At 40.7% G+C, this 17,352-nt stretch carries 15 protein-coding genes and 2 tRNA genes; 9 read left to right on the top strand and 8 right to left on the bottom strand.

Features of this window, described 5'->3' with window-relative positions; translation table 11 throughout:
* Positions 1-19: 19 nt before the first annotated feature.
* From hrpA to ACSSVW_RS17595, 3 genes are all read left to right on the top strand, one after another.
* Positions 20-3,910, top strand: a complete 3,891-nt coding sequence (gene hrpA / locus ACSSVW_RS17605; protein ID WP_454179833.1) for an ATP-dependent RNA helicase HrpA — start codon at positions 20-22, stop codon at positions 3,908-3,910.
* Positions 3,911-3,993: 83 nt separating this feature from the next.
* Complete coding sequence (locus tag ACSSVW_RS17600; RefSeq protein ID WP_256213682.1) at positions 3,994-4,401, top strand: response regulator; 408 nt, start codon at positions 3,994-3,996, stop codon at positions 4,399-4,401.
* A 9-nt stretch (positions 4,402-4,410) separates the two neighbouring features.
* The gene (locus ACSSVW_RS17595) at positions 4,411-4,710 is read left to right on the top strand and encodes a PilZ domain-containing protein (RefSeq protein ID WP_036969429.1); all 300 of its coding nucleotides are present in this window, start codon (positions 4,411-4,413) and stop codon (positions 4,708-4,710) included.
* A gap of 12 nt (positions 4,711-4,722) precedes the next feature.
* Here ACSSVW_RS17595 and ACSSVW_RS17590 read toward each other — a convergent pair whose 3' ends face one another.
* On the bottom strand, positions 4,723-5,913 hold the full coding sequence (locus ACSSVW_RS17590; RefSeq protein ID WP_036969427.1) for a class I SAM-dependent methyltransferase: 1,191 nt from the start codon (positions 5,911-5,913) through the stop codon (positions 4,723-4,725).
* A gap of 135 nt (positions 5,914-6,048) precedes the next feature.
* Here ACSSVW_RS17590 and ACSSVW_RS17585 point away from each other — a divergent pair, with 135 nt between their 5' ends.
* Together ACSSVW_RS17585 and ACSSVW_RS17580 are read left to right on the top strand one after the other, a co-directional pair.
* Complete coding sequence (locus tag ACSSVW_RS17585; protein WP_036969424.1) at positions 6,049-6,696, top strand: HD domain-containing protein; 648 nt, start codon at positions 6,049-6,051, stop codon at positions 6,694-6,696.
* 2 nt (positions 6,697-6,698) lie between these two features.
* Positions 6,699-7,091 carry a VOC family protein gene (locus ACSSVW_RS17580; RefSeq protein ID WP_065979366.1) on the top strand — a complete coding sequence of 131 codons (393 nt, stop codon included), beginning with the start codon at positions 6,699-6,701 and terminating at the stop codon, positions 7,089-7,091.
* Positions 7,092-7,113: 22 nt separating this feature from the next.
* Here the strand turns inward: ACSSVW_RS17580 and ACSSVW_RS17575 are convergent, their stop codons facing one another.
* Positions 7,114-8,103: a response regulator gene (locus tag ACSSVW_RS17575; RefSeq protein ID WP_036969419.1), complete on the bottom strand. Its 990-nt coding sequence runs from the start codon at positions 8,101-8,103 to the stop codon at positions 7,114-7,116.
* A gap of 9 nt (positions 8,104-8,112) precedes the next feature.
* A complete protein-coding gene (locus tag ACSSVW_RS17570) occupies positions 8,113-11,430 on the bottom strand; it encodes a PAS domain S-box protein (protein ID WP_454179832.1) in 3,318 nt (1,105 codons plus the stop codon).
* A 138-nt stretch (positions 11,431-11,568) separates the two neighbouring features.
* Between ACSSVW_RS17570 and ACSSVW_RS17565 the strand changes: the two genes are divergently transcribed.
* Entirely contained in the window at positions 11,569-12,639 is a 1,071-nt protein-coding gene (locus ACSSVW_RS17565) for a GGDEF domain-containing protein (protein ID WP_036969415.1), read from the top strand.
* Here ACSSVW_RS17565 and ACSSVW_RS17560 read toward each other — a convergent pair.
* Positions 12,636-13,616 carry an ion channel gene (locus tag ACSSVW_RS17560; protein WP_036969411.1) on the bottom strand — a complete coding sequence of 327 codons (981 nt, stop codon included), beginning with the start codon at positions 13,614-13,616 and terminating at the stop codon, positions 12,636-12,638. The genes ACSSVW_RS17565 and ACSSVW_RS17560 overlap by 4 nt on opposite strands.
* A gap of 98 nt (positions 13,617-13,714) precedes the next feature.
* Between ACSSVW_RS17560 and ACSSVW_RS17555 the strand changes: the two genes are divergently transcribed.
* Complete coding sequence (locus tag ACSSVW_RS17555) at positions 13,715-14,404, top strand: M48 family metallopeptidase (protein WP_454179831.1); 690 nt, start codon at positions 13,715-13,717, stop codon at positions 14,402-14,404.
* Positions 14,405-14,717: 313 nt separating this feature from the next.
* Here ACSSVW_RS17555 and ACSSVW_RS17550 read toward each other — a convergent pair.
* Positions 14,718-14,802, bottom strand: a tRNA-Tyr gene (locus ACSSVW_RS17550).
* A 48-nt stretch (positions 14,803-14,850) separates the two neighbouring features.
* Positions 14,851-14,935 (bottom strand) — tRNA-Tyr (locus ACSSVW_RS17545).
* Between the two features lie 112 nt (positions 14,936-15,047).
* Here ACSSVW_RS17545 and ACSSVW_RS17540 point away from each other — a divergent pair.
* Positions 15,048-15,563: a VC2046/SO_2500 family protein gene (locus tag ACSSVW_RS17540; RefSeq protein WP_454179830.1), complete on the top strand. Its 516-nt coding sequence runs from the start codon at positions 15,048-15,050 to the stop codon at positions 15,561-15,563.
* 158 nt (positions 15,564-15,721) lie between these two features.
* Positions 15,722-16,021, top strand: a complete 300-nt coding sequence (locus ACSSVW_RS17535) for a DUF6172 family protein (RefSeq protein WP_036969405.1) — start codon at positions 15,722-15,724, stop codon at positions 16,019-16,021.
* A gap of 171 nt (positions 16,022-16,192) precedes the next feature.
* Here ACSSVW_RS17535 and ACSSVW_RS17530 read toward each other — a convergent pair whose 3' ends face one another.
* Together ACSSVW_RS17530 and ACSSVW_RS17525 are read right to left on the bottom strand one after the other, a co-directional pair.
* The gene (locus tag ACSSVW_RS17530; protein ID WP_454179829.1) at positions 16,193-16,672 is read right to left on the bottom strand and encodes a YchJ family protein; all 480 of its coding nucleotides are present in this window, start codon (positions 16,670-16,672) and stop codon (positions 16,193-16,195) included.
* Between the two features lie 40 nt (positions 16,673-16,712).
* Positions 16,713-17,150 carry a SulA-like leucine-rich domain-containing protein gene (locus ACSSVW_RS17525; protein ID WP_454179828.1) on the bottom strand — a complete coding sequence of 146 codons (438 nt, stop codon included), beginning with the start codon at positions 17,148-17,150 and terminating at the stop codon, positions 16,713-16,715.
* Between the last annotated feature and the right edge of the window lie 202 nt (positions 17,151-17,352).

Raw genomic sequence — 17,352 nt, 5'->3', positions numbered from 1 at the left:
ATAACTATAAGGGTATCGGGTGGTTAACCTAGGTCCGCTGTTCGGCGAATTAAAAACATGCTTACGCAAAGATCAATTCATCCTCAAAAAACGCCTGCATGGCATCAAAAAAATAAACGATGAAACAAAGCAAGCGAACATAGCGCAAAAAATCGCGGATGATATTGCTCGCTCACAGCAATTGCGTGTTCAACGTATAGCGGCATTACCAACAGTAACCTATCCAGAGCAACTTCCTGTTAGCCAAAAAAAAGAGGATATTAAGCAGGCGATTGCCAACAACCAAGTGGTGATCATTGCAGGTGAAACTGGCTCGGGTAAAACAACACAAATTCCAAAAATGTGCTTAGAGCTTGGTCGTGGGGTAGAGGGCTACATAGGGCATACTCAACCAAGGCGTTTGGCAGCTCGCAGCGTTGCTAACCGTATTGCTGAAGAGATGCAATGTGAGCTTGGTCAGCAAGTCGGTTTTAAAATTCGTTTTAGTGATCAGGTCTCAGATAATAGTTATATAAAATTGATGACCGATGGTATTTTGCTGGCTGAAATTCAGCAAGACCGCTTTTTAAATCAATATGATACGATTATTATCGATGAAGCCCATGAGCGTAGCCTAAATATCGATTTTATTTTGGGCTATTTAAAGAATTTATTGCCAAAACGCCCCGATCTAAAAGTCATTATTACCTCAGCAACCATCGATCCAGAGCGATTTTCTCAGCATTTTGATGACGCCCCGATTATTGAAGTGTCAGGACGCACTTTCCCTGTAGAAGTACGTTATCGCCCAACTACAGAGATTAATAAAGAAGAGATGGAAGCCGATGGTGACCAACTGCAAGGTATTTTTGATGCCGTTGACGAGCTATGTGACGAAGGACCTGGTGACATTCTTATCTTTATGAATGGTGAGCGTGAAATACGCGACACTGCCGATGCGCTTTCTAAACGCAACTTAAAAGGTGCAGATATCCTGCCACTCTATTCGCGTTTATCGAATGCCGAGCAAAATCGTATTTTTGCACCGCATTCACGTCGGCACATCATTTTAGCCACAAATGTGGCAGAAACCTCGTTAACCGTGCCCGGCATTCGGTATGTTATTGACCCAGGCACCGCGCGAATTAGCCGTTACAGCTACCGTACAAAAGTACAACGCTTACCAATAGAGCCAATTTCACAAGCCAGTGCCAATCAGCGTAAAGGCCGTTGTGGTCGTATCGAAGCGGGTATTTGTATTCGTTTATACAGCGAAGATGATTTTAATTCGCGTCCAGAATTTACTGACCCTGAAATTCTACGTACTAACTTAGCGTCGGTTATTTTGCAGATGCTAGGCCTTGGGCTGGGCGATATGCAACAATTTCCGTTTGTACAAGCGCCAGACAGTCGTAACATCAATGATGGTTTAACGTTACTCGAAGAGCTTGAGGCGGTTAAACCTGCTAAGCGCCATAAGCAAACTGAGCTGACTAAATCAGGACGTAGCTTAAGTCGTTTACCCGTCGACCCGCGTTTAGCCAAAATGGTGCTAACCGCAGACAGCCTTGGGGCATTGCGTGAAGTCATTATTATAGTTGCTGCGCTTTCGATTCAAGACCCCCGTGAGCGACCCCAAGAAAAGCGGGGGGCAGCTGATGAAAAACATGGCCGATTTGATGATCCAGATTCAGACTTTATCGCATTTTTAAATCTGTGGAATTATCTTGAAGAGCAACAAAGTGAGTTAAGCAATAGTCAGTTTAGAAAGCTGTGTCAAAAAGACTTTTTAGCTTATATGCGTATTCGAGAATGGCAAGATATCGTTTATCAACTGTCGACTGTGTGTAATGAAATGGGCATGAAAGCAACAACTAACGTAGCCGACAGCGACCGAATTCATCAGTCACTCTTAAGCGGTATGTTGAGCCACATTGGTTTTAAAGACGAAAAACAAATTTACAAAGGCGCACGTAATAGTCAGTTCCATATTTTTCCGGGCTCAGGATTATTTAAAAAGAGCCCTAAGTGGATTATGGCTGCGGAGCTGGTGGAGACAAGTAAACTCTACGCTCGTATAAATGCCCGTATCGACCTTAAATGGGTTGAAGGTTTTGCTCAACATTTAGTGAAGCGCAGCTACAGCGAGCCTCATTGGGAGAAAAAACCGGGTGCTGTTATCGCCTTCGAGCAGCAAACTTTATACGGCCTGCTTATTGTTAATAAGCGTCGTTGTGTATACAGTAAAATTGATCCTAAAGTGAGCCGAGAGTTGTTTATTCGTGGCGCTTTGGTAGAACAAGAGCTTGGTCAGAATGAAGGCTTTTTACAGTATAACCAAGAGCTTATTGATGATATTCAAGTGCTTGAGAATAAGTCTCGTCGTCGCGATATCTTAGTGGATGAGCAAACACTGTATGAGTTTTACGACAAAAAAATTCCTGCTGATATCAACAATCGTGCGGCATTTAACGCCTGGTGGAAGCAACAAAAACAAAAAGATAAACGCTTTTTGCACATGTCACGTGAAGCGTTAATGCAGCATGGTGCTGATCATGTCACCGAATTTGATTACCCAGATACATGGCAACAAGAAAACTTACTCTTGCCGCTGACGTACCATTTTGATCCAGGGCAAGCTGTTGATGGTGTTGCGGTTCAAATTCCGGTTGCATTACTTAATCAAGTACAAGAAACCGGCTTTGATTGGCATATTCCTGCGTTTAGGCATGAGTTGATTTGCGCATTAATTAAGTCATTACCAAAAACACTACGCCGTAATTTTGTTCCAGCTCCGAACTACGCTGATGCTGTATTAGCGGCAATTGAGCCTATGCAAGGCAATTTAATTGACGCCATAAGCACTCGTTTGCTGCGTATGACAGGGGTACGTGTTGAGCCAGACGCTTGGGATTACTCAACGTTGGCCCCTCATTTGCGTTTGCAGTTTGAAGTTCGCGATGAGCACGATAAGTTACTTGCTCGAGGTCTAAATTTGGCTAAGCTGAAAGCTCAGCTTCAGGGCAAAGTCACCGATACCTTATCAAAAGTGGCTGATAAAGGCATAGAAAAAGCCGACTTAACACAGTGGAGCTTTGGTGAGTTACCAGCTTCCTATGTTAAAAAGCAAGGTCAGTATGAAATAAAAGCGTTTCCAGCTTTAGTCGATAAAAAAGACTCCGCTGCGGTTGAGTTATTTGATAACGAACAAAAAGCACAGCAGGCGCACCAACAGGGCTTACGTCGTTTAGTGCTTTTAAATGTACCGTCACCGATTAAGTATTTGCAGCAAAATTTACCTAATAAATCTAAGCTTGGGTTGTATTTTAACCCCTTTGGTAAAGTGAATGATTTGATTGATGATTGTATTGCTGCAGGTGTTGATAGTTTATTGATAAAGTACGGCAACATTCGTACTCAGCAAGCATTTGAGCAGGCTAAAGAGCAAATTCGTGGTGAGTTGGGCGATACGGTGGTCGACATAGCAACGCAAGTTGAGCAAGTGCTAAGCATTGCTCACAGTCTTAATAAGCGTATGAAAGGGCGCGTAGATTTAACCATGATCACTGCTCATGGTGATATTAAATCACAATTACAAAGCCTCGTTTTTAAAGGGTTTGTAAGTCAGCACGGCGCGGCAAAAATGGCGGATTTAATTCGTTATTTAAAAGCGATTGAACGTCGTCTAGAAAAACTCCCTGTTGATCCTAATCGAGATCGTTTATGTGTACTTGAACTAGCAAAAGTGGCTGAACAGTATCAAAAACTGGCGAATAAAATCCCCAAAGGAATGCCCGTACCTGATGAAATCAGGTCTATTTTTTGGATGCAGCAGGAATTACGTGTTTCTTTATTTGCACAAACACTAGGGACACCTTATCCTGTATCTGCAAAGCGTGTTTTAAACGCAATCAAAGAATGTGAGTTATAATTCAGTAAAGGTATGCGCAATGAAACAGTGAATTCATTGCGCTTGAATTAGTAACACAAATGCTAAAAGGAGATTATGTGGGCATAGAAAAGGATAAACCGATTGCAGTTCCAGCAGACACTTCACGTCGAGTACGACCAGAAATTTTGGTTGTTGACGATGAATATTTTAACTTCGAAATGCTCAAAGCAACCTTAAGCAATGAGTTTTCGTTAAGCTATGCAGATTCAGGAACATCGTGTTTGGCATCGGCTATTGCAAACCCTCCCAATGCCATTTTATTAGATGTGTGTATGCCTGGTCTTGATGGTTATGACACGTGTCGGTTATTAAAAAACACCCCGGAAACAGAAAATATCCCCGTTGTTATGGTATCTGGCTTAGAATCTGAACTTGAGCAAAAAGCAGGATTTGATGCTGGATGTGACGCCTATGTAGTAAAACCATTTTCTGTAAAAACACTCATAGAAAAAATAAAAGCACTTGTGTAAGGAGGCGTCATGTTTCATGAGGAAAAGCGCGATTTTCGCCGCATGCAAATTCATACCCCCGCAAAGTTAATACCTTTAGAGGGCGAAAATAGTCACACCGAAATAGTCGTTACATGCACTGATTTAAGTGCAACAGGCTTAGCAATATGTTGTGATGAAGTATTAGAAATTGGCAGTGTTTACCGAGTGGTGATTGCCTCTACGAGCACAGCAATCACCTCGTTTGATGCAACAGTTAAAGTTATTAGAGCAACCAAGGAGCAAGATGGCTCCTTGAGTGCAGGACTTGAAATTGTTCACTTTAACTAGGTTTTAGCTGTTTTAGTACACTTTACAGATAAGGCCTTTTAGGTAAAAACCTTCGGGGTAGCTGCCAGCAATAGGGTGGTCGGCAGCTTGGTTTAATCGTTCCATAATTAGTAAATCTTTACCTGCATCAAGCGCTGCATCGGCAACCACTTTTTGAAATAAGTTTTGTTCCATTAAGCCAGAGCACGAGAACGTTAATAAGGTGCCACCGGGCTTTAGTATTTGCATCGCAATCATATTAATATCTTTATAGCCGCGACATGCGCCGGTCAGCTGTGCTTTATTGTCTGCAAATTTAGGCGGGTCCATCACGATGGTATCAAACAGCTTGCCTTCATCACGGTATTGACGCAGTAACTTAAAGACGTCTTGCTTAACAAAGTCGACTTTATTCAAATCTAGGTTGTTGTGCTCCACATTGCGTCTGGCGGTATCGAGCGCAGGTTGCGATACATCTACATTGGTTACATGCTGACAGCCGCCACGTAATGCATACAGCGAAAATGTGCCAGTATAACTAAAGCAATTAAGCACTGTTTTATCTTTAGAGAAGCGTTCTAGAGCCGCACGACTATCACGTTGGTCTAAATAAAAGCCTGTTTTATGACCTTCTATAATATCGACTTCTAGCTTTAGGCCGTTTTCTTCAATTAATACGGGCTCTGTCGGTGCATTACCCCACAGAACACCTTTGATTGGATCTAACCCTTCCTTTGTTCGCACGTCGACATCAGAGCGCTCGTAGATATCGCAGCCAGGAAAAATAGCCATTAATGCCGCGACTATTTCGCCCTTGTGGCGCTCTGCACCTGCACTGAGTAACTGACATACTAATACGTTATCAAACTTGTCGATTGTGATACCCGGTAAGTAATCAGACTCCGCAGCACTTAAACGAAAGCCTGTTAAGCCTCCCTCGCTGATCACTTGCTGGCGTGCATCGTACGCACGGCGAAGACGCTTTTCGAAGAATGCTTGATCAATCACTTCGTTTTGGTCAAAGCTCCATACACGTGCGCGTATTTGTGACTCTGGGCTGTAAGCTGCAATGGCGAGAAACTTACCGTCATTATCATAAATAGTAACCGTATCACCTAGTCCTGGTTTACCTTTTACTTTTTTAATGGCTTTAGAGAACACCCAAGGGTGTTTTCTTTTTAATGATTTTTCTCGTCCAGCTTGTAGGTAAATAGCAGATGACATAGGGATTCTCGCGTCAAACAAAAGGGGGCATAGTTTAATGAAGCACTGGCAAACATACAATGAATGTTTTGGACAAATCCAGTAACCACGTTAAAGTAAGCATAATTTCAATCAGTTAATGGTAACAGCCGCTTTATGCAGTCAAAAATAGACTTTGCAGAACTTGAAACCCAGTGTCGAGATTTTATTTTATCTTTACTTCATGCCGATGTGGCACACGACATTAGCCACATTGAGCGAGTGGTGAGGGTTGCAAAACAGCTGTGCACTGCAGAAGAGGCTAATATGGCAGTCGTGTTACCCGCAGCCTGGTTACATGATTGCGTTGCGGTTGCTAAAAACCACCCTGATAGAGCGAAAGCGTCAACAATGGCTGCAGACAAAGCGTTGAGTTTTTTATCATCCATTAATTACCCTGAGCAATACTTTGCCGCAATTCATCACGCCATTGTTGCACATAGTTTTAGCGCTAACATCGCAGTACAAAGTGTTGAAGCACAAATAGTCCAAGACGCTGATCGAATGGATGCATTAGGGGCTATTGGGGTAAGTCGCTGCATGAAAGTGGGTGGCTCGATAGGGCGTTATCTTTACCATAAAGACGATCCATTCTGTTTACATCGTGAGCCTGATGACACTAAATACACGCTTGATCACTTTTTTATTAAACTATTACATATCGCCCAAAGTATGAATACACCTTCGGCGAAAGATGAAGCAAAAAGACGAACAGAGTATATGTTGGCCTTTCTAGAGCAACTTAAATCTGAGATTGGTGAGTAACCATGGGTGTACCTTTATTAAACGGGGTTGATCACTGCCATTTAAATGTTGATGATTTGGCGCGGGCAGTGACATGGTACCGTGATGTGTTGGGTTTTTCTGTGGTTCCTGAGCTTGCTTTTTGGGATGAAGGTAAAGGTCCATTAACCCTTGAAGATCAGGCAAAAACAATCCGTCTCGCATTATTTGAAGCGCCCGGTAATAGTAAAGGGATCGCTTTTAGTGTAAACGCAGCGCAATTTTTAGCGTGGCTTGAGCATTTAGCTCAATTTAATATAAAAACGGTGATTGCCGACCATGGCGTGACTTATTCTATGTATTTTAAAGACTGTGCTGGCAACAGTCATGAAATTACCTCTCATGATTATGAGCAAATTAAAAAGGGCCTTGAGTAAGGCCCCTTTTAATGGGTATAAACTAGCGAGAGTAAGTGTTTTTAATCTCGATAATTGCGTCGATTTGGCCAATGAATAAATCGACGAGTTGGGGATCAAAGTGTTTGCCTGATTCGGCTTGTAGCAGCTCTACTGCTTTTTCAACTGGCCACGCATCTTTGTATGGGCGCACAGAGGTGAGTGCATCAAATACATCAGCAATACTGACGATACGACCTTCAATGCTGATCTCTTCTCCTTTTAAACCAAGAGGGTAACCCGTACCATCCCACTTTTCATGATGCTCCAGTGCAAGCTTATGAGCGAGCTGTAATAGGGGAGAGCTTGAATTTTCGAGTATTTTTGCACCAATGACAGCATGTTGCTTCATATGCTCAAACTCGTTGGCATCTAAACGGCCGGGTTTTAAAAGTACCGAATCTGGTATGCCTATTTTGCCAACATCATGCATAGGGGCGGCTTGTTTCAACTGTTCAGCTTGGTATTCAGTCATACCATAAGCTAACGCGAGTACTTTGCTGTAGCGACTCATACGGGCGATATGCTCACCTGTATCTGTGTCTTTATATTCTGCCGCTCGGCCTAAGCGATTAATTAAATCAATATGGGCTAATTGTAATTGCTCGGCCTGCACTAGCGATAAATGTGTTTTCACTCGGGCTCGCACAATAGCAGGGCTGATGGGTTTGGTTATATAATCAACAGCACCAAGTGAAAAGCCTTCGGACTCATCTTGTTCATGGGACAGTGCCGTGACAAATATCACGGGAATATGAGCTGTTTCAGGGTTCGCTTTTAAAATTTTACATACCTCGAAGCCATTCATATCTGGCATCATGACATCCAGTAAAATTAGTTTTGGAGGTTCATTTTCAATGAGCTGCAGAGCTAAATCACCCGATTTAGCAAATGATAACCGATAGTCATTTGCAAGAACTTCACGCATGACCTTAAGATTTGCGGGCTCATCATCAACGACAAGAATTCTTGCTCGATCAGTAATTTGACTCATGACTGCTCCTTAATCAGCTGCAATGCGGTGCTTTAAATTGGCTAATGCAGTACTTGCTGCATCAAAGTCAAAGTTATCAAAATGTCCAACTATCTCTGCGACTGCGTCTTTATACTCGACAGGGGCATTGTTTTGAACATCACTCAGTAGTTCATCATCTATTTCAGCATGCTCGGCTTGATTTTGTAGTGCCTCGATGTGATTTAAAAATACGCTTATCGATACCGCTTGCGAAGGTGTTTTATCAGTATTAACCTGCTCTTGCTCATCGAGTAAAGTAGCCAGTGCTTGCCATTCTTGATAGCACGCAGTTATTAATTTAGAAAAGTCTTCTTTATCCTGTTCTTTTTCGGCCTGCGACAATAAATACAGTAATTTCGTTAGTGTCAAATTGCCCGCCACACCTTTTAGCGTGTGTAACAGTGTCGTTTGTTCAGATGCATTAAGTGTTGACTCTTTTAAACGTAGAATACTCTGCTGATGATTAGCAAGAAATAAGCGTATTTCAGTATTAAGCTTTTCTTTGCTACCCCACATTTGGATACCTTTAACATGATTGATATGTTGCTTTGCTTTGTTATCAGGCTTAGCTGTGATGTGCTTAATTTCTAAACCGAGCACTTTCGCTATCTCATGATTAACTTGTTGTATATCGACGGGTTTGTTTGCAAAGCCATTCATACCTGCTTGCTTAGCTGTGAGCTTATCTTGTTGAAGCACGCTGGCGGTCAACGCGATGATAGGTGTTTTCTTTAATTGTTGTTGCTGCTCTAATTCACGAATTTTTTTACAAGCAGTTATACCATCGCATTCAGGCATGTGGATATCCATTAAAATGATATCGAAGCTGTGTTGTTTAAATTCAGCAATAGCCTCTAGCCCATTTTTTGCTTTATACACTGTGTGGCCAGCTTGTGAGAGTAATATGTTTAATAGCTCGACATTTTGTTCAATATCATCAACCACTAAGACACGAAGAGGTGGTAATGTAAGTAGGTTATTACTGAGTTTATCTACTTTATTAATGTCGCCTTCTTGCAAAGGAAGAGAAAAGAAAAAACAACTGCCTTCGCCTTCATTACTCACGGCACTTATTGTGCCTCCCATAAGCTCGACCAATTGCTTGCTTATGGTGGTGCCTAAGCCTGTGCCGCCAAAGCGACGCGTCATCGTTCCATCGGCTTGTTCAAAAGGTTGGAAAATTGCTTTCAAGCGGTGTTTTGCAATGCCAATCCCAGTGTCTTGCACCTCAAAAAAGAGCTGATTGTTTTGTGTCTTACTTACACTAATCGTGACAGAACCTGATTCTGTAAACTTAACCGCATTACCAATTAAGTTATTGAGTACTTGACGAATACGCGCGTCATCACCGATATAAATTGGTGCGACATCATCAGCAATTTTTAAATCTAATAACAGGTTTTTGCGCTTTGCTTCAAGCCAAAAGGTAGAAACGATGTTATCGAGAAGGGCTTGTAAGTTAAAGTGCTCATGATGAATATCGAGTTTGCCTTTTTCTAATTTTGCCGAGTCTAAAACATCGTTAAGAAGATGCAATAATGAGCGTGCTGCATTATTTACGGTAACGATGTGCTTTTGTTGTTCTTTATTAAGTGGGCTGTCCATTAAAATATCGCTGAACCCGATAATTGCATTCATGGGCGTGCGAATTTCATGGCTCATATTTGCCATAAATGCCTGTTTAGCTTGTGCAGCGGCTTCAGCTTCTTGTTTTGCGTGTTTTAATGATTCTTCATAGATATGGCGTGCGGTAATATCAACTAATACACCATCAATCCACTGAACTTCAGAATCATCCGTTTTGTTAATAGAACCTTGATCTAATACCCAAACGACCTTACCGCTGCGATGGCGTATGCGATACTCAAGTGCATATTGATTTTTTTCAGAGATTGCTTTTGTCATGATCTCATTAATATGCGCTTCGTCTTCTTTATTTATAATGTCAGCAAAACTGATGGCTTTTGACGTAAATTCTTCGGCAGTATAGCCCGTTAGATCAAATACATTGGGACTAATGAACAGCATGCTCCAATGGTCATCGAGCAAACAACGAAATACAGCGCCAGGCGTGTTATTCATTAACGTGCGATATTGCTGTTCTTTTTCTTCTAGGCTGCGTTGTAATGCGCGTTGTTCGGTTAAATCGGTTATGAAGCCCACAAACAACGTTTCTGCATCGGGTTGTTTCACTTCACCAAGACCTAAGCGAATAGGGAATAAATGACCTTCCTTGTGTTTTGCACACACGTCGCGGTTAACGCCAATCACTTTTTTAAGAGCGTGGTTGCCACTGTTTAGCAAATAACCATCGTGCTGAGCCGCAATGTCGTCATCCATCAACACTTTCACGTTCTGACCGAGCACTTCTTCTTGTTTCCAGCCAAAGATACTTTCTGCAGATTTATTAAAGCTTAAAATAATACCGCGACAATTAATTGTCACAATACCATCGATTGCCGTACTTAAAATGGCATCGAGTCGTGATTCTTCTGCCGATTTTTCAGCAAGCAGCATACGATAGCGCACCATACCATTGATAATCGCAACGACAGCGGTTAATAACACGGTAGCAAATGACACCATGGCAGCAATGAAAACAAGATTGGTATTGTCTGTGTTATCGGATAAAAAAGGGGAGGTCGCGACAAATCGCGTTGCAGCCATGCCCATGTAATGCATACCGGCGACAGCAAAACCTAAAATAATGGCGCAAATAATCCGGTTTTGTAATGCGGTTAAATTTTGAAAGTGGTCGTTCAAATGAAAGCGAGTATACAGCCCAATAAATGATAAAAACACGGCAACAAAAATGGATGTAGCAAACCACATAGGGTCATAACGAAGTAATGGGCTCATTTCCATCGCCGCCATACCCGTGTAATGCATGGTACCAATACCTGCGCCCACTAACACAGAACTCATGAGTAACTTTAACCCTGCGGGAATATGTGCAATGTCTTTACTGCGTATTAGTGACATACCTGTGTAGCAGGCTAAAAAAGCAGGAATAAACGAAAAAAATGTCAGAGCAGGATCATAGTTAATGGTTGTGCATAAAGAAAATGCAAGCATACCAATAAAGTGCATACTCCAAATTCCGCCAGACAAGACTAGAGAGCCGGTTGCATTGCCTAGTTTTCTGTATGATTCAAAGCGGGTTTTATTGGCTAAATCAATAATATGCAATGAGAAATATGCAGCAAAAATAGCGGTAGCAATCGAAAGGACAACTAAACTAGGATTGTACACCCCACTTATGATTAAGCTTGGATTTTGATCGGTAATAAAAAATTTCGCGAGCATAATAATTCGTTCAGACTGCAAGTAATGTCAGTCTAATACAATTTGCGCTAGATTTAGAGAAAAAAGATATGGCAGACTAAGTAGGATTTATTTCATTAGCTATATTTAATTAGAAAATACTTAAGTGTGAGACTACCCATGCGCAGGACTGAGCAGACACTCGTCGAGCAAATGCAAATAAATGATGTTGAAATTCAGCATAGAATGAATTTATTAGGGCTCTCTTCACAATGCTTAGCATCACTCATTAACTATAAACCACTTATCGAGTCGGCGATTGAGAAAATGGTTGATGAGTTCTATAAAAAGCAAACAGAAGTCGATGAAATTTCATTACTTATTGGAGATGCTGACACACTGACACGTTTAAGAGATGCACAAAGACAATACATTATAGATTTATTTTGTGGCTGTTATGAAAATGATTACGTTAATAATCGGCTACGTATTGGCATGGTACATAAGCGAATTGGGGTAGAGCCCAAACTTTATTTATCGGCGGTATGTACCCTTAAAGAGCTCATTTTTGATGTGTTAAGAAACACCATAAAAGACCATGCAGAGCTAAATCAAACATTAACCATTATTGATAAGCTTATTTATTTTGATACAACATTAGTGTTTGATACGTACATTGCGAGTCTTGTTGGCGAAATAGAAAATGCGAAACGAAGAACAGAAGTGTATGCGAAAGGGCTTGAAGAGAAAGTGGCGCAGCGTACACATGAACTTGAAAAACTTGCCAAACTAGACCCCCTCACAAATTTGTATAATCGCCGAGAAATGCAAGAGTTGTTTCAGCGAGAATTAGCAAGAGCGCGCCGTCAAAAGCTACCTTTGACTATTGTATATTTTGATTTAGACAACTTTAAATCAGTGAATGACACACAAGGGCATTTGAAAGGTGACGAGGTATTAAAATTCATCGGGAAATATCTTAAAAAGAATACAAGAGAAATAGACATTGCCTGTCGTTATGGGGGAGATGAATTTTGCCTGATCATGCCAGATTGCGACGTAGAAAACACCATTGCGATATGTAATAAGCTGATCGTTGCTTTTGAAGCAAAATACCCCGCGTTACATTTGAGTTTTGGCATTATTTCAGCGCCTTTAGACAGCACCGTCGGTGCTGAGGAGCTTATAAATCGTGCTGATCGGAAAATGTACGAGGCTAAAAAGCATCAAGGTTCTCACATAATCCATTAACGTGTCATACGCTTTACAAACACCACCACAAACAGCGCTAGCGAAAAGCTGCCACAAAATGCTTCAATCGCTGCTATGAGCCTTGATAATCCAATGGGGGTAATATCGCCATAGCCTAGCGTTGTAAAAGTAACAACGCTAAAGTAAATGCTGTTTAAAAGTGCTGATACGTTATCATCGAACGAATTATCAAAACTAAATCTAAGCAATGAATCTTGATAGCTGACACCAAATAAAAAGTAACATATTGCGCAACAAACGATAAGAGACAGACTAAAGCGAATGACATTTTCAGGTTTTTCACCATAACCACATAACATGTCAATAAAGCTGGAAGTAATTTGTTTCGTTGATCCTTTCGGGTACTGTGCGTGGCGCATTCTTAATTCTTTATAGGTAAAGTTACCTGCGAGCTCGAAAAGCCCTTGGTGTTCAGACGCTTTACGTAAATTTCTGTATATTTCTTCGGATTGTTCAAATAAGTCGCGCGCAGTCGAGTATTGCCTATTTCGACGAGCTTTAAACGCCTCGGCTTCTTGTAGTAATTGTTCGCCTAAATCGATATTATCAATGCGGCTATCACTGAGTTTAACCCCAAGTAGGTTGGTATTTCGTAAATCGCAGTAGTGTAAGCTGGCGCTATGAAGGTTCGCTTTCATTAAGGATGCATTGGCAATTTTATTGTTGAAAAGATGTGCCCCCGACAAATTGGCTCGATAAAAATTGCAGTAAGAAAGATCATAACCTTCTTCATCATCTTTCTTTATTAAATTTAGACCCACTAAATTTGCACGTTGTAATTGCAGACCCTGAAGTAACCCGCCCTTTTTTGCATATCGTTCAAGTTTTTGAGTCAGCTCTAAGCCTGATTTATCAAATTTATTATCATGCCAAAAGCAATACCCAGAACCCATATCGGTTTCTTGACACGTGTTACCTGTTGGTGAAATGTAGCTACAACACGGTTTATCAGGCATAAGAATAAAAACTTATTTATGAGTCATCTTTATAGATTAGCAGGTATTTTACGGGGTAAAATATAATACAAAGATTTTATTAATTACATTGGCTTATTTTGTTTGAGTACACGTTAAAACGCAGTAAACGTAGAAAAACTGTCGCGATTAAAGTCGCTGAGCAGCAGTTGACTGTGTATGCACCTCACTTTGTCCCGCGTAAAGATATTGAAGCGTGGTTAAAAACAAAGCAGCATTGGGTTGCAGAGCAAGTTACTAAACAATCATTACACGCTGAGCAGTGTCAATTTCCCATTAAAAATTCGCAAATCAAGCTATTTGATCAGGTAATTCCCCTTGTATTTAAGCAAGAAAATTGCAGCCAATGGTATCAAGACACTGATACTCATGAATTAACCCTTGCTATTTCACCGCGCGTTAAACTCACAGACGCAAAGTATCTTGCATTGATGGAAGAGTTTTTACATGACAAGTTAGAAACCTACCTTGAGATGCGTATACAAAACTACTGTATTCAAATGAGAGAAGCGTTACCAACACGTCTTAAAATTCAACATTACAAGCGGCGATGGGGCAGTTGTAATCGCCAAAGAGAGTTAACCTTTAATTTGCACTTAGCCAGTGCGCCCCTATGGGTTATTGATTATGTTGTTGTTCATGAACTTGCTCATTTAAAGCATATGGATCACAGTGCGGCATTTTGGCAACGGGTGAGTGAGTTTTATCCCGAACATAAAAACGCAAGCAATTGGCTGAAAGTGAATGGTCCATTTTTACGCTGGCTCTAATACCAATCCGCAAGAATACTTAATCATTTTGAGTGATTAAACCAGTCGTTACCTGTGTTAAAAATGTCTGATTTACGACTGCATGGATGCAGAGCAATGCAGGAGCAATTGCTGAGAACAACTAAATAACTACATTTTTGCCTTGTTATCAACGCGGTTTTATTGCCTCAAAATAGACCACATAATTAAGCGGAATGGTATAACAAAAGGATAATTCAATTGAAAATAGCTGTATTTTTAGTTTAACGATTTAGGAAAAGAGAAGTAAATAATAATATGAAAAATAGAATAGTGAATTAGCAGAGAAGGAAAGTGGTGGAGGGAGCTGGATTCGAACCAGCGAAGGCTGAGCCGTCAGATTTACAGTCTGATCCCTTTGGCCGCTCGGGAACCCCTCCACACTAATTTTTATTGCATTTGGCCCCACTTAACTGAGCGTAGAAAAGTGGTGGAGGGAGCTGGATTCGAACCAGCGAAGGCTGAGCCGTCAGATTTACAGTCTGATCCCTTTGGCCGCTCGGGAACCCCTCCAATGCAACGGCGCTGATAATAGCAAACTGGCTCTTTAAGTAAAGAAAAAAACTAAAGAAAAATAGATTAATGCCGATAACTGGTTAATCTTGAAACTATTCGGCCAAAGTCTATGCAAATTGATGGTTTGTTGCTCAGCGAGAGTCAACTTGATAATCGTCTTAACAAAAGTGTTCATGAACACCGCCAAGGTGAGTTTGCCTTATTATTGGCGATGCTGTCTCATGATGCGCTTGATTTTAGCCAGTTTCATTTACCGAAAACAGAATTAACCGATACTCAGAGTTCAGAACACGTACTCAGAAATGAGTTAGGGGCAGGCCCAAAACAACCATTAGCGCCTGAACAATATGATATGTTAATCGGGCAGAATAATGGGCTGCGACTTTTACAAGGTGGCTTGTCAGATATTCGCCTACGTAATTGTCTCAGTCCTGAGCCGCTTGCTATCCGCGATGATAAAAATCATGTGCCGTTAGAAGTCATCGATAACTGTGAGCCAGCAGTCAGAAAACGCTATTACGATAAAAACGCACCCACAGAGCGTATGCAAATGGATGCAGCTGCGTTTTATGACAGCTTAACGGACGAGGCGATTCATCAGCCTTTGCAATTGGCAACTGCTTAATTAATTGAAATTGTCATACTCGCCTTGTACGCTACACTTACAAAGATAGGTAAATTGGTGCAAATCAGTAAAAAGTACAGCTAATTTTTTATGTGCTTGTTATAATGCGCCCAAATGGCTTTGTGCCATTATCATTGAACCAAGTTATTAGGACTATAATGAAGAAAACATTCACGCTTAACCATGAGAAAATTAAATACCCTCGCATGGTTGATGCAGCTAAGCACGAAGTGAAGAAGTATTTAAAACGTGAGCGTAATAAAACTCTCCCAGAAGATGCCGATTACTGGGCATTTGATTGTAAATTTGGAGAGTCAGCTGACGACGCGAAAGTCGTTCATGTGGCGGAAATTAATAAATGCATTAGCGATATTGAAGCAAAAGGGCTTACATCGTTTTATGTCGAGATTCTAGCGCGTCCAGCACAACGCCAGTTACAAGAATTTGACGAAGAATAGTCGTTATAATTCATAGAATTTAAGAATGGGCCTTGAGGCCCATTTTTATTGTCTGAAATACAATGACATTATTTTGTGTTGATTTATATCACATGCCCACCACGCAACGGCTTTCCCTACAATGGCTAGTCAAGGTTTAGATTGGCTATATAAAAAGTGAATAGCCGTGATTTAAATTGCGTGACACTTTTTATATTTTTTGCCGCTACCGCAAGGGCATTCATCATTACGGCCAATTTTAATATCAGCAACGGGCGTTATTTCACCATCAAGGTAACGCCATAGTCCATCTTCTTTAATAAAACGCGATTTCTCGTGTAACTCACAATACAAGTTTTGGTAAAAGTAATTTGCTTTAAATTCTACAAAACCTTCTTGCTCGTTATATTCAGTATCTAAAACGCTTAGCTTGGTAAAACGACAGCTATTAGCAAAATCTTTGATTTCGCTAACAGGGTTAGCGGTTTGTTGGCTTTGTGCGTATGTTGTAAAGACATATTTTGCATCTTTTAAGGCATAAGCACTAAAGCGAGAACGCATAAGTTGTTCCGGCGTTTGCGCTTGGCTATCGCCTGTGTGCAAAGGTTGGCAGCAAAGCGAGTAATCTTGTTTGCTGCCACAAGGACAAAGGGAGTGTGTGAGTGATGTCATAACAACTTACCTAAAACAATAAATTGCTATTTTAGCAAGCCTATTGTGGCTGCGGTACTAAATTGTTTAATGGGTTGCTTTTGTTGAAGCAGTAAAACTTTGCAGATGCATGTTCTAAATTAAGAGTCATAGAATCTAGTTGATTGTTGCTGACAATATCTGTCCAGGTGATCACTGCGGCAAAGTTACCGTTGTGCAGCGCCGAACTTAACACATATTCAAGATTCACAAGGTGCTTTTGTCTGATCACTAACAGTTTACTGGTGTCGATTGAACATGAATCGAGTAATGCTTTACTTGGCACATGATCAGGTGCAATTAACAATGTCCATGCACTTTGACTGTTATAGTGATGTAATACCTTTAATAGCTCAAATGTTGCTGAAATTTCGTCTTCAATTTGAATTAAATTAACCGACGCTTTGTCGTTATCTTGTTGATAGCTTTTAACGGTTCTTAAGGTAATTGGCTGTAACATAACTTTCACTCACTGGTTGTTTATACAGTATGTGTATACAGTAGTTTATACAGTGTTTTTGCGCAAGTGTTTTTTGCTATTTTTTTAACCAATTATTCAGCTTTTAATAATTTTAAAAAATTAAATATTTAAAAACAATTGGTTATTTTGTTTCTTTGCAGTGTGATATTTTGTGAAAAATGGATGAAATAATATATATAGT

The organism is Pseudoalteromonas sp. MBR-15 (genome assembly GCF_053628915.1).
The sequence above is the reverse complement of the archived record's forward strand: the minus strand, read 5'-3'. Positions and strand labels throughout refer to the sequence as shown.

Bases quoted from the DNA above. Each gene is read 5' to 3' on its own strand.
- ACSSVW_RS17595 (WP_036969429.1), top strand. From the start codon at position 4,411: ATGTTTCATGAGGAAAAGCGCGATTTTCGCCGCATGCAAATTCATACC.
- ACSSVW_RS17590 (WP_036969427.1), bottom strand. From the start codon at position 5,913: ATGTCATCTGCTATTTACCTACAAGCTGGACGAGAAAAATCATTAAAA.
- ACSSVW_RS17585 (WP_036969424.1), top strand. From the start codon at position 6,049: ATGCAGTCAAAAATAGACTTTGCAGAACTTGAAACCCAGTGTCGAGAT.
- ACSSVW_RS17580 (WP_065979366.1), top strand. From the start codon at position 6,699: ATGGGTGTACCTTTATTAAACGGGGTTGATCACTGCCATTTAAATGTT.
- ACSSVW_RS17575 (WP_036969419.1), bottom strand. From the start codon at position 8,103: ATGAGTCAAATTACTGATCGAGCAAGAATTCTTGTCGTTGATGATGAG.
- ACSSVW_RS17570 (WP_454179832.1), bottom strand. From the start codon at position 11,430: ATGCTCGCGAAATTTTTTATTACCGATCAAAATCCAAGCTTAATCATA.
- ACSSVW_RS17565 (WP_036969415.1), top strand. From the start codon at position 11,569: ATGCGCAGGACTGAGCAGACACTCGTCGAGCAAATGCAAATAAATGAT.
- ACSSVW_RS17560 (WP_036969411.1), bottom strand. From the start codon at position 13,616: ATGCCTGATAAACCGTGTTGTAGCTACATTTCACCAACAGGTAACACG.
- ACSSVW_RS17540 (WP_454179830.1), top strand. From the start codon at position 15,048: ATGCAAATTGATGGTTTGTTGCTCAGCGAGAGTCAACTTGATAATCGT.
- ACSSVW_RS17535 (WP_036969405.1), top strand. From the start codon at position 15,722: ATGAAGAAAACATTCACGCTTAACCATGAGAAAATTAAATACCCTCGC.
- ACSSVW_RS17530 (WP_454179829.1), bottom strand. From the start codon at position 16,672: ATGACATCACTCACACACTCCCTTTGTCCTTGTGGCAGCAAACAAGAT.
- ACSSVW_RS17525 (WP_454179828.1), bottom strand. From the start codon at position 17,150: ATGTTACAGCCAATTACCTTAAGAACCGTTAAAAGCTATCAACAAGAT.